Origin of the sequence: Streptomyces sp. NTH33, from assembly GCF_003236365.1 — a bacterium.
In the GTDB taxonomy this organism is placed as follows: Bacteria; Actinomycetota; Actinomycetes; order Streptomycetales; family Streptomycetaceae; genus Streptomyces.
The window spans coordinates 1-12484 of the sequence record NZ_POTZ01000191.1; the positions used below are offsets into that span (position 1 = coordinate 1).

8 protein-coding genes and 2 pseudogenes are annotated in these 12484 nt (G+C 68.2%); 8 read left to right on the forward strand and 2 right to left on the reverse strand.

Annotated features, from left to right (window positions below; translation table 11 throughout):
- Positions 1-80: 80 nt before the first annotated feature.
- Both C1I97_RS19055 and C1I97_RS42495 read right to left on the reverse strand, forming a co-directional pair.
- Complete coding sequence (locus C1I97_RS19055) at positions 81-1172, reverse strand: integrase core domain-containing protein (RefSeq protein ID WP_258382636.1); 1092 nt, start codon at positions 1170-1172, stop codon at positions 81-83.
- 703 nt (positions 1173-1875) lie between these two features.
- The gene (locus C1I97_RS42495; protein WP_309147809.1) at positions 1876-5130 is read right to left on the reverse strand and encodes an integrase core domain-containing protein; all 3255 of its coding nucleotides are present in this window, start codon (positions 5128-5130) and stop codon (positions 1876-1878) included.
- A 77-nt stretch (positions 5131-5207) separates the two neighbouring features.
- On the opposite strand from C1I97_RS42495, the pseudogene C1I97_RS19070 reads away from it, so the two are divergent.
- The 8 genes and pseudogenes from C1I97_RS19070 to C1I97_RS19100 form a co-directional block, all read left to right on the forward strand.
- A pseudogene (locus tag C1I97_RS19070) lies at positions 5208-5680 on the forward strand (transposase); the annotation flags it as partial.
- 416 nt (positions 5681-6096) lie between these two features.
- On the forward strand, positions 6097-7299 hold the full coding sequence (locus tag C1I97_RS19075; protein ID WP_111004423.1) for an ATP-binding protein: 1203 nt from the start codon (positions 6097-6099) through the stop codon (positions 7297-7299).
- Entirely contained in the window at positions 7296-7697 is a 402-nt protein-coding gene (locus tag C1I97_RS19080; protein ID WP_111004424.1) for a roadblock/LC7 domain-containing protein, read from the forward strand. Before C1I97_RS19075 ends, C1I97_RS19080 begins: the two co-directional genes overlap by 4 nt.
- Positions 7694-8068 carry a DUF742 domain-containing protein gene (locus tag C1I97_RS19085; RefSeq protein ID WP_111004425.1) on the forward strand — a complete coding sequence of 125 codons (375 nt, stop codon included), beginning with the start codon at positions 7694-7696 and terminating at the stop codon, positions 8066-8068. The genes C1I97_RS19080 and C1I97_RS19085 overlap by 4 nt, the downstream gene beginning before the upstream one ends.
- The gene (locus C1I97_RS19090; RefSeq protein ID WP_111004426.1) at positions 8043-8630 is read left to right on the forward strand and encodes a GTP-binding protein; all 588 of its coding nucleotides are present in this window, start codon (positions 8043-8045) and stop codon (positions 8628-8630) included. Before C1I97_RS19085 ends, C1I97_RS19090 begins: the two co-directional genes overlap by 26 nt.
- 72 nt (positions 8631-8702) lie before the next feature.
- Positions 8703-10058, forward strand: coding sequence for a cytochrome P450 (locus tag C1I97_RS19095; protein ID WP_258382638.1), 1356 nt, complete (start codon positions 8703-8705; stop codon positions 10056-10058).
- A 158-nt stretch (positions 10059-10216) separates the two neighbouring features.
- Positions 10217-10367: pseudogene (locus C1I97_RS41580) on the forward strand (cytochrome P450); the annotation flags it as partial.
- A 179-nt stretch (positions 10368-10546) separates the two neighbouring features.
- Positions 10547-12358, forward strand: a complete 1812-nt coding sequence (locus C1I97_RS19100) for an acyl-CoA dehydrogenase family protein (RefSeq protein ID WP_111004428.1) — start codon at positions 10547-10549, stop codon at positions 12356-12358.
- Positions 12359-12484: the final 126 nt, after the last annotated feature.

Genomic DNA, 12484 nt, shown 5'->3' on the forward strand with positions numbered 1-12484 from the left:
GGCACCCTGAACACTGCCGCCGGCCACGGCAAGCGACACGCGGTCCATGGTCTCGATCAGGTGATCCATCGTCGTACTCATCAGGTGACTCCTTCGGGGAGATGCACACCTGATTCATGACACTCCCCGAATACAGATACGCGGCTTGACCAGCAGAGACGAATATCCGAACGGCACAGGATGACGTTGGGGTCGTCGAGGGGTGCGAGCCGGTTCCGGCCCTGGTGGGGCCGGTGCGCGTCGAAGTGGCGGGCGTAGTCGTGGAGGATCTTCTCGGCGTGGCCGCGGTCGAAGATCAGCAGGCGGTCGGTGCACTCCTCGCGTGCTGAGCGGACGAACCGCTCGGCGTGGGGATTACAGTTCGGGCTGTGCGGAGGGATCTTGGCGACGGTGATGCCTTCGCTGGCGAAGACGCCGTCAAACGCGGCGGTGAACTTCGCGTCCCGGTCGCGGACCAGGTGGGTGAAGTTGCCGGCGCGGTCACCAAGTTGCCACATCAGCTGTCGGGCCTGCTGGGTGGCCCGGGCCGCGGTGGGATGCGCAGTGACCCCGAGGATGTGCACCGTGCGGGTACGGACCTCCATGACGAATAGCGCATACAGCCGCCGCAGTCCGATGGTGTCAACGTGGAAGAGATCTGTGGCGAGCAGTCCGTGCGCCTGGGCCTTGAGGAACGCGGTCCACTCGCCGCGTGCAGGGTGTCGGCGAGGAGCCGGACCGAGGCCGGCTGCGCGCAGGACACGGCGGACGGTCGTTGGGCCGGCCTCGTGCCCGAGACGTCGCAGCTCTCCGTGAACGCGGCGGAACCCCCGGCGGGGGTTCTCGGCACCGAGCCGGACGATCAGGTCGCACAGCTCCTCGGGGATCGGCGAACGGCCCGGTGACGTCGGCTGCCTCCACTTGTTCTTGACCGGCCACCGGTGCCGGGCGAGCAGAGTGCGCGGGGAGACGATCCGGTGCGCACGCAGCGCCCGAGGGAGGAGTCGGGCCAGTGCAGCCGGCAGCGCCCGGTCCGGCCAGGCGGGCTGCGGGGCCGCGCCATGGCGGCGCAGCACCGCGATTTCGTACCGCAAGATCAATATTTCGACCTCCTTCGCGGCGGAGGACCGGCATAGCAGGACCAGCCACGCGAAGATCCGCGTAGTGATCAGGTAGAGCATTCGTACGAGCACAAGGTCTGATGGTGCCGGATCGGCCCCGCTGACAAAGCTCGGCGAGCGCTCTGCGAGCGCAGCCCCCGCGGGGCGTCGCCCCAGGTCACGGCCTGTGCAGCCATTCTGAAGCCGTACGAGGCCAGGTGATAGGCGACCGCCGCCATGCTGCGCCACCGTAGGGACCCGTGCGGTTGAGGAACAGCGGGCCTCGACTGCCCAGCGGCCCTCCGGGTCCGGCGAGGACAACGGGACCGTCGTCTATCAGTGGTCGGCCGGCGAGCTCTTCCTGCATGCTCGCCGTCGGCTTGGATGGCGCTTCCGGGCCACGACCCGAACCGAGCGGGAACCAGGGGGAGTTCAAGTGACCGAAGTCCGGTCCAGCGAACGGATGTGCGAGCTCGGCGTCCTTCAGGAAGGCGCTCCGCTGCTCACCGAGCCGGCCCGCGCCTTCGACCTGCCCGTGGAACGGGACGCTGCCGAACAAGCCGCGGACAGCCTGTTCGCCGCCATGGAACGCATTTGCACAGGCCCGCACCTTCGCCAAGGGGATGGGCCTCGCCGCGCCCCGGATCGGCTTCGGCCGCGCCGCCGCCGTGGACCGCGACCGCAGAGGCGTCGCCCGTGCCCGCACCCTGCCGGGCGGCGCCCGGCCGGTCCCACCGACGCCTGTGCCGCCGGTGGGACCGACCGCGTCCCGAAGACGCTCCGCGGGAAAACCGCGTCAGCGCACGCATCGTGCCGCGGGGATGCCTCCGTTGGGGGTGTCGCGGAGCAGCCAGACGGGGTTGGACAGGGCGATGGCGCGCCCGGTCCGGTCCCGTACCTCGACGCGCACGAACCGGGGCGCCCTGGTGTCGATGGGCAGGTCGACGAACCCCTTGGCCCACGAGGACGCCGGGATGTCGGTGAACGTGGTGCCGGGTTCGGGCTTGGCCACTCCGGCGAGGTCGACCGTGCCCTGCACGACGCGCACGAATCCGTCGGCGGGGAGGCCCGTGAGGATGGCGCGCACGGTACGGGTGGCGGCCGTCGACGTCGTGACGGAGCCCATGGGGGCAGCCCCGTCGACGAGGAGGTCGACGACGCCGGAGAAGCGTGCGGGGTCACCGAAGTAGACCTGTCCGGCGGCCAGCGCGGCGAGCAGGTCGTCCAGGTCGCGGCTGGGTGCATGCGCCCAGGTGACGAAGTTGGATTCCTGGCCGAGCCAGTTCTGGCCGGAGTGGTCGTCGCTGACCCCGGTGCCGGTGAGGAACAGCGCGTTGCGCGAGCAGACGTCCCAGAGCTGTGAGTGCCGGTCGAGGTCGACTCCGCCGCGGCTCGGGTAGCCGACCTCGAGGATGTCGCAGCCCATGGCCCGGTCGGCGAGGACGGTCTTGGCGACCGCCGCGCGAAGGGCGTCCTGCCCCGCGGGCGTGAGTTCGGCGGGGCGGCCGGTGCCGAAGGGGTGGTTGTAGGAGGCGAGACCGCCGGTGGAGTGGATCATCTGGATGACGGCGAGCGCGGCTGCCGGGTCGGGGTCGGCGACCGGCCGGGGTTTCGCGAACGTGGGCATGGTGATCTTGGGGCCGTACCAGTTGACGTGCGTGGGCTTGATGAGGGAGACCTCAAGGCCCTGGTACTGGCGCACCGCGGGGAACCGTGCGGCGTAGCCGGCCATCACCGCGGCCTGCACCCGCAGGGAGTCGTCGGCCGAGCGTGCCGGGCGGGAGATGCGCAGCAGGTCGAACCATCCGTCGACGGGACGCTCCTTCTCGCTGACCGCGCCGAGGGTCAGGGAGAGCATCGCGGCGTCGCGGTTCTCCAGGTCTGGCCAGAACCTCGCGATGTCCTCGGCCGGGGACATCCGCAGCGTGTTCCACCGTCCCTGCCGGGCGGGCAGGTGTACCACGGCGTTCAGCCCGGACCGGCTCCGGGACTTGCCCTGGGTCCCGTCCACGAGGTAGGTCAGCGTGTACTTGCCGGCGGGCCGGCCCGCGGTGGCCGGACGCCAGCTCGTGGTGACCACCACGGCGAGACAGGCGTGCGGCGACACCTCGGCGGGGAAGACGTCGACCTCGATGGTCTGGTCGTACAGGGACCGCTGGGACACGGTGTTCGCGGCGCTCGCCGCGATCCTCGCCGCCGCCGCGTCGCGGCCGGCCGAGGTCGCCGAGAGTCGTACCGACCCGGGTGTGGACGCGTCGCCGGGCGAGGCCATCGCCTTGTCCCACAGGACCCGCGACGATGCGAGGGTCCCCTCGCGCTTCTCGGCCCACGACCATGCCACCCCGTTCACCTGTTCCGCGGGGCCGTCCATGTGGACCAGGTTCGGATAACCGTGCTCGGCCATCCGGAAGTCGTGCTCGGTCCACCACAGCACGTCGATGCCGGCGCGGGTCGCCTGGTCGAGGTGGCCGTGCATGCTGGCGGCGCCTTCGCTCCAGGAGGCGTGGATGTGCATCGCCATGGACACCGGACGTGCGGCGGCGCCGTCCGTGGTGGCCGCTGCGGCGAGGGGCTGGGGCCCCAGGGCAAGACGCCCGGCTCCCAGGGCAGTCACCGCTGCCGTCGTCTTCAACACATCGCGGCGTGATATCGGACTCATGCTGCACCGTTCCTCAGCTGTCGAGCTTTGAGCCTGAGAATGGCCGGTGCAGGTGAAGCAGACGTGATCACGCAAACAAGCACATCCCAACACTGGCGGCCAATCGATCGAGCGATCCCCCACCGCGCCGACCGCCAGCCACAGTCCGCCCCACCCTCCCTTTTCTTGTCCTGGGAGTCGGCTGCGAGAGGCGCATAGGGGGATGTCAGACCCCCGACCACGGCCGGACAGGCATGGTGACCTGCAGCGCTGCAGGGCTGGTAGGAAGTCCCGCACGTGTACTGACTTGCGTGTTCGCCAGCTATCGTGACCTTCGTCAGGCCACATTGCGGTACTCGTGGATGAGCCCGCCGAGGATGTCGTGGCGCTGGATCCGCTGCGCGGGAACGGGATGACGCCGGGATCGTCGGCAGGGGCGCGAAGTTGCAGCGCGCGATGCGGCCGTCCGCAGTTGTAGTGGCGGGCGTACTCGGCGAGCACGTGCCGCAGGTGCTGCTCGTTGTAGATCAGCAGCCGGTCGGTGCATTCGGCTCGTACGGTGCGTATGAACCTCTCCGCGTGGGTGTTCATCCGCGGCGTCTGCGGCGCACTCTTCAAGATCTCGATGCCGTCGGCGGTGAAGACGGCGTCGAACGCCTGGGTGTAGCGGCTGTCGCGGTCGCGCAGCAGGTAGCGGAAGCCGGAGGCGCGATCGCCGAGGTCGGCGATGAGGTTCCTGGCGAGCTGGGTGGCCCAGGCCGCAGTGGGATGGGCCGTGACGCCGAGGATGTGCACGGTGCGGGTGCCGACCTCCATGACCGCGAACACGTACAGCCGCTTCAAGGTCACGGTGTCGACGTGAAAGAAGTCCGCAGCCAGGAGCCCAGAGGCCTGGACGCGGAGGAACTCGCGCCACGTGGGTCCCGCGCTGGGGCCGCGTCGGGGTGCGGGACCGAGGCCGGCGCTGCGGAGGGTACGCCGGATGGTTGAGGCGCCTACTCGGCGGCCGAGGCGCCGCAGCTCGCCCTGGATGCGGGTCGAGCCCCACGTGGGGTTCTCGTGGGCCAGGCGCAGGATCAGGGCGGTGAGCTCCTCGGGGATCGGCGGTCGGCCGGTGCGCGCGGGTTTCTGCTTCCATTTCCAGCGCAGCAGACGTCGGTGCCAGGCCAGGAGGGTGCCGGGGGTGACCAGGCGGTGCCGGCGCAGCCTGCCTGGTAGGTGTCGGGCGAGAGCTGCGAGCACGGCGTGGTCCGGCCAGGCGAGGCGCGGCCGGGCGCCGAGCTGGCGGCGCAGCACCGCGACCTCGTGGCGCAGCGCAAGCAGCTCGACGTTCTTGGCCTCCTCCGATCGCGACAACAGCAGGAGCAGCCCGAGAAGCTTCAGGAAGACCAGGTAGAGCACGCGCAACGCCATGCAGTCCGAGCCTGCCATGATCGACCGGGGTTGCAAAGTACCTGTTCAAAGGCTATGCGTTACTTCTGGTACTCCACAGGCTGATCGTTCGGAAGGAACGGCCGCACCCCGGGGCCCAGTTGAGGCTGACCGACGCGGACGGCATGCGGCTGACGTGCTTCGCCACCAACACCTTGGGCCGGCCGATCGCCGAGCTCGAGCTCCGTCACCGGCTGCGGGCCCGGGTCGAGGACCGCATCCGGGCCGCCCGGGCCACCGGGCTGCGGAACCTCCCCCTGCACCACACCGCCCAGAACCGCATCTGGCTGGAGATCGTGCAGATCGCGCTGGATTTGCTGGCCTGGATGCCGATGCTCGCGCTGACCGGGAAGGCCAGGCTCTGGGAGCCCCGACGCCTGCGGCTCCGCTTGTTCACCGCGGCCGGACAGCTCGTGACCACCGGCCGCCGGCGGGTCCTCCGCCTGGCCCGGCACTGGCCCGGCGCTGGCCCTGGACCAGCCACATCACCGCCGCCCTCGACCGGCTCACCCAGCTGCCGGACCCCGGCTGACCGACAAATTCCCCGTCCCTACGACAGCACCTCAACACCCGGAACAGTGGAACCCGGCGCCACCCCGAGGCGACACTCGGGCCTGGGTCCTGCCCAGCCTCAGCCCGCCGCGCGAGAACGGCCCGCCGACTACGTCGGCGGACCGTCACGAAACTTCGAGGCTAGACCTTCACCTAATGTGCTGTCAAGTCAACGCGCCAGATGGAGGATTGCTCTATGCCCCGCTGTTAAGATCATCTGGCTTTCAGTAGGCTGACGCTGCGTCATGCGCGTGTCACGGGGGATAGTTGCTGCCCACCGCGAAGGAGTAGCCGTTGGTCCGCGTGTGAGCCCGCAGCGCGGCGTTGGGTCCGCGACTTCGGCCACCGCCGCGCGGTCCCGCATATACCCCCGCGATGCGACATGAAGAGAGTCTCATGACCTCATTGATGAAGGATCCACTACTGTGGATCTTGCTAGGAGTACTGATCGCTGCGGTCCTCGCAGTGATGCTCGCCCGGAGAACCAATCTGGCGCTCCGGAAGCAGAACGCCGATCTGCACGCAAGCCAGGGCCGTCTCGAAGCGGAGCGCCAACGGCTTGCCAACGAGAGCGCCACTCTGCGGTCCGAGTACGATCGCGATCTGGCGCAGGTCCGCAGCGACGCCGAAGAGGAAACTAAGGCCGCTCTCCGTACTTGGATGCGTAGCCTGCAGGTCCTGGCTGATGAGCAGCAGGGCGTCATCAGCGATCTGGCCCGAGTGAAGTACGGCAACGACAGCGAGATCCTCGCGGATTTCATGACGATCGACCACACCAACAGCCAGTTCGGCCGGCGGGCTCAGGGCATCGCGGCTCTGTGCGGTGGCTGGCTCGGCCGACGTGACCGCGCAGCCCCTGTCCTTGACGTGGCGCGCAGCGCTCAGGGCCGCATCAAGCTCTTTGACCGGGTGAGGATCCACAGCCAGGTCAACGTCGCAGTTGCCAGCACCGCCGTGGAACCGGTGGCGGTCGTCTTGGCCGAGCTCCTGGACAATGCCACGAACTACTCGGCGCCAGGCACGCCCGTCGAGATCAACATCCAGGCCGTTCCGACTGGTGTGTGCCTGATCGTCGACGACGCCGGTCTGGGTATCAACGCAGAGGAGAAGGAGCGCGCTTCCGCCCTGCTGAACACGCAGGGCCCTGTGTCGATCACCAGCCTGGGCAGCCCGCCGCGCGTCGGCTTCGCTGTCGCAGGTGTGCTCGCTGCCCGGTACGGGTTCAAGGTTTCCGTCGATTCCGTCTCGCCGTACGGCGGCGTCCGCGCGGTCATCCTCCTACCGGAGACTCTCTTGACCCACGATGTCCCCGCACCTGAAGTCGAGACCGGCTCCACCACTGCGACTGAAGGGTCGCCGCGCAGCGGGCCCGTCACGGCACCGGTGGCCATCGTTGGGACGACGGCAGGCGGTTTGCCCAAGCGCCGCCGTGCGGTCGCAGTTGTACCGCCTGCACCATCGCTGGCAGCCGAGCCGGACCCGGTGCCGGTGCCGGAGCACAGTGACGTGACCGCCACCGCGACACGCCTCACTGCCTTCGCACGCGGAACCGTCCGCGGGCGGGACACGACCATCACGGAAGGATCTGAAGACCAGTGAAGCCCGACCTGTCCTGGGTACTGGACGACGTAATCAGCGTCCGTGGTGCCCGGCATGCGATCCTCGTCTCCGCTGACGGTCTGCTCCTGGAGCGCTCCAGCGAAATCCCCCGAGACGAGGCCGAGACCAACGCCGCGGCGATGAGCTCGATGCAGTCCCTCAGCCGCGCCGTCGCCGGGTTCGTGGCAGGCGGTAAGGGCATCTGGAAGCAGACCTTGCTCGAGTACGACGGCGGCTGGATCTTCCTGATCGCGGCAGGCAGCGGAGCCTACATGGCAGTCTCCGCGGCCTTGGACGTCGACATGGAGGTCATGTCGATCCGCATGCAGCAGCAGGTAGCCGCGCTGGGCCGGGCACTGAGCACCCAACCGCGTCAGAGCGCTGGTGCTGAGGCATGAGCGCTCCCGGCGAGGAAGCTCCAGTCTCCAGCGAACTCGTCCGCTCCTACGTCATCACAGGCGGCCGGCGCCTGCCCTCCGCCGACGACCTCTCCCTGCACATGCTCGTCACCTTGGCGCCCGACCGGGAACTGCCGCTAGGTGCCAGCCCAGAAGTACGCGCCATCTGGGAGCTGTGCGCGGGGGGATACCTGGCCGTGGCGGAAGTGGCCGCGCACTTGGGCCTGCCGGTCGGTGTTGCCCGTCTGCTGCTGACGGATTTAGCGGAACAAGGCCATCTGCTGCGCCGCTCTGCGCCGCCACCTGCCAAGTCTGAATCGAGACTCGTCATCGAGAAGGTGCTGCATGGACTTCAAAGCCTCTATGCCTGAGCCGAGCTACGTCTCGGGCTTGGTGACGACAGCCGCAAAGATCCTCGTGGTGGGGCACTTCGCTGTGGGCAAGACCACCTACATCGGCTCGCTCTCCGAGATTCCCCCGCTGCGCACCGAGGAGCGGATGACCCAGGCTTCCGCTCGCGTGGACGACCTGGCGGGTGCACCGGACAAGGTGACGACCACGGTCGCCTTGGACTTCGGGCGGCTGACCCTGGGCGACGAAGTGGTGCTGTACCTCTTCGGGACGCCCGGTCAGCAGCGGTTCGTCCAGCTGTGGGAGGACATGGCCCGCGGGGCGCTGGGAGCGCTGATCCTGGTCGACCCCGCACGGCTGGCCGACTCCTTCCCGGTGATCGAGCTGGTCGAGAAGTACGGCCTGGAGTACTCCATCGCGGTCAACTCCTTCACCGATGTCCTATATGGCGAAGCTGAGATCCGTGAGGCCCTCGACTTGCTGCCCGACACCCCTGTCTCGTACTGCGATGCCCGCGACCGCGCGTCGTCAGTAAGGTCGCTGATCACGCTCGTGAAGCATCTCCTTGTGCGCACGGCCTGATCCGCCGCCCACCCCCTGCTCCTCCACTCGCCCGGACCGCAAAGACGCCGGGCCCACAAAGGATCCGATCCCATGGACAGTCAGCAACCAGCCGCGCCGGGCGCCCCCGCACGGTGCCCCATGCACACGGCGGAGTTCGCCGCCGATCCGTATGCCGCCTACGACAAGATGCGCGCCGAGGGGCCGGCGGCTCCGGTCGAACTCGCCCCCGGGGTTGATGCCACTCTCGTCGTTGATTATCAGACGGCGCGGAGCGTGCTGCAGAACACGACCGATTTCAGCAAGGACGCCCGGCACTGGAAGGCCCTCATGGAGGGCCGCATAGCGCTGGACAGTCCGGTGGTGCCGATGATGGCGTTCCGCCCCAACGCCATGTTCACCGACGGGGCGGTCCACCTCCGGCTGCGTAAGGCCGTCACGGACAGCCTCGACCGACTCAACATCGGCAGGATCCGCCGGGACGCCGAGCCCATCGCTGCTTTCCTGATCGACCAGTTCAGTGAACGCGGCCGCGCCGATCTTCTGAACGACTACGCCAAGCTGCTGCCGCTGCTGCTCTTCAACAAGCTTTTCGGCTGCCCGGCCGGTATCGGTGATCGCCTCACCACCTCCATGTCGGCGATGTTCGACGGCAGGGACGCCCTGAAGGCCAGCGAGGACATCACGGCCTGCCTCATGGAGCTGATCGCTCTCAAGCGGCGCGAGCCCGGCGACGATGTCACCTCCTGGCTCATCCAGCACCCCGCCGGCCTGAACGACGAGGAGTTGAAGGACCAGCTCGTCATGATGATGGGCGCCGGCGTGGAGCCTGAGCGGAACCTGATCGGCAACGCCCTGCTCCTGCTGTTGTCCGGTTCCTCGAGCCGAGGCGCGGGCATGCTGCCCGAAGAGGCGATCGACCATGTCCTGTGGAACAACTCGCCCATCGCCAACTACGCCACGCACTACCCCCTGCGTGACGTCGACCTCGGCGGCGTCCGAGTGGAGGCCGGCACACCTCTCATGATCAGTTTCGGGGGCGCCAACTCCGACCCCGCACTTGGCGCCGCCCGCGAGTCCCTCAGCAAGGGGGCTCACCTCGCCTGGGGCGCCGGGCCGCACGCCTGCCCGGCAAAGTCCCCGGCGACAGTGATTTCCCTGACCGCGATCGAGGCCGTCCTCAACGCGCTGCCCGACCTGGCGCTCGATGTCTCGGTCGAGGAGCTGCAGTGGCGGCCCGGCCCCTTCCACCGGGCCCTGGCGACGCTGCCGGTCCGCTTCACACCGACCCCCGGCACCCGAGTGGCCGCACTCCATACCCCCGCACAAACCACCCCGCAGACCACGACCGCCCCGTCCCACATGCCCGTGACGCCCTCACCACACCCTGAGGTCAAAAAGGCGAGAAAGGGATTCTGGAGTACCTTTCTCGACATTTTCCGCGTGTAGAGGTCGGCATGCGACGGGAATCGTTCCCTGCGGCGTAGAGCCAGAGGAGCGGGAGGGTAAGTCCTGGCGGTAGCGGTGCCGCCCGGTTCCGCGGAGGAGCTCCACGCGACCACAGCGATTGGTATAGATGGTGCGGCATCATCCCAGTTCTCCGCCGCATGAGTTCACCTGCAGGACAAACCACCCGCTCTGGGAGGCACTACGCGTCACCGGTGACGTCGTCCCCGCCCCCTGGGGCGGGTACTTCGTACCGGCTTCGATGCCTGCAGCCAGGTCCTGCGCGGCGGGACCTGGCTCGTGCCCGAGATCAACTTGACGAGGTCGACGACCGGTGCCAGGCCACCGTCAAGGATCACTCGACGTCCCCAGCTACGTTGCTCACAACGCGGCGACTTTGGGCATCTTCCACATTCCCGAACAGCCCAATCGTGTTGATCATCACGCCGTGCGGAGCAATCAACTCCACTACTTTCAAGTACTTTCAAGCCGTGACTGCTACTCAACTTCCCCGGACCCGGGGTATATCGGCGGGCCTTGCCCGGATCCTCTTCGGGCCTCATGCAGAGCAGATCCACCAGCCCTGGAAGTCCCTGTTCAGCGATCCGCGGTTCAGCTTCCAGGAGGGCCTGAGCCCGCATGAACGGACGGCGCTGTCCTACGAGCGACTGCGCCTGGTCAACGAATCAGTGGCTAACCCGATCGGACTCGCCTCCGACATAGAATCCCTCACCGCGATGCACGAGTGGGCCGGCGTCGTGGACGCCGGCATGGCCACCATCGCGAGCATCCACTGGAACCTCCACATCGGCAGCCTGGTGGACCATGACACCGATGGACGAGATCTGTCCGCGTACGCCCGCATGGACCGCATCGGCACGTTCCTCTGCACCGAACTGGACCACGGCAACGACGCCGCGTCGCTGGAGACAACCGCGACCTTCGATCGTGAGACGAACGGTTTCATACTTCACACGCCGACGCCCGGCGCCTGCAAGTGGATGCCGAACACTTCCTCAACCGGTGGCGCCAAGAACGCCGTTGTGGCAGCACGCCTGGTCGTCGACGATCTCGACCACGGCGTGTTCCTCTTCCTTACTCCCCTGACTGACAGTGCTGGCCACCACTATCCGGGCGTGGTAGTACGGCCCCTCCCACAGACGGCGAGCGCGCCCGTCGACCACTGCGCCACGTACTTCCACCAGGTGCGGTTGCCGTTCGAAGCGCTGTTGCAGGGCGAGCACGGCCGCCTGTCTCGTGACGGCACGTTCACTAGCTCTCTGGGCAACCCACGCAAGAGGTTCCTCCAGTCTGTGCGCCGCGTCCATGCAGGCAAGCTGTGCATGACCGCCTACAGCCTCGGTGTGACCCGGCACGCCCTGGCCGTCGCGATGCGGCACTCCCATCTGCGGCTCACCTCGGGGATGACGACGAGTCGCAGAGTCCCGCTGATCGAGCACCGCAGTCACCACGCCCCCCTCCTGGCAGCTGTTGCCACCACCTACGCCGCGACGCTGCTGCACCGCGACGTCGTAAGGCAGTGGACAGGCGAAGCAGGGGCCGAGCAGGAAGAGACCGAGCGCCTGGCGGCCGTGGCCAAAGCGTGGATCACCTGGCAGGCCCGCTCGGTGATGACGGAGTGCCGGGAACGGTGCGGCGCACAGGGCCTACTGCTCTCGAACGGCATCGCCTTCCAGCTGGCCGCGAACGAGGGGACGATCACGGCAGAGGGCGACAACCGCGTGATCTGGGTCAAGGCCGCGGGCGAGATGCTTCTCGGCGGGTTCACCCCGGCACCGCCCTCCGAAGTGCCGCCCGCCGGCCGCACTCTCGACGACCCCGGGTATCTCCAGGACCTGCTGGCCGATGTCGAACGGATCTGGCACAGTCGGGCCCGCAGCCGACTGCGCGGCGGCCGCCGCGGAGACCCCCTCGCGCGCTGGAACGGCACCGTCACGCCCGCATTGAACCTTGTCGAAGCACACGTGCACCGCCGTGCGGCGCAAGCCCTCCTCGTCGCCGCTGGACGGCCGTCCGATCCGCAGGCCCGGGCGGTTCTCGGGCGCCTGCACGCCCTGTTCGCGCTGCGCCAGGTGAAGGCACACAGCGGGGACCTGCTTGCCGCCGGCCGCCTCACAGCCGACCACGTGCAGCAACTGCCGGACGTGGAGGAAGCGGCGATCGAGGCACTCGTACCGTACAGCCTGCAGTTGACCGAAGGCTTCGCTGTCCTGGAAGGATTCATGGGCGAGCATCCAATGCTGCGTACCCCGTCGCCTGCGGCCGAGCTGGCACCCGCCTAAGAAGCTGTTGTCTTTCCGGACGTGAGGACTGCGTTTTCGCTGGTGGGGCATAGGGGCGGCGATCTGGTGGGAGTGACGAACTGTCATGTCGTCGCTGCTGTGGGGGTCGTGGATGCCGTCGGTGGT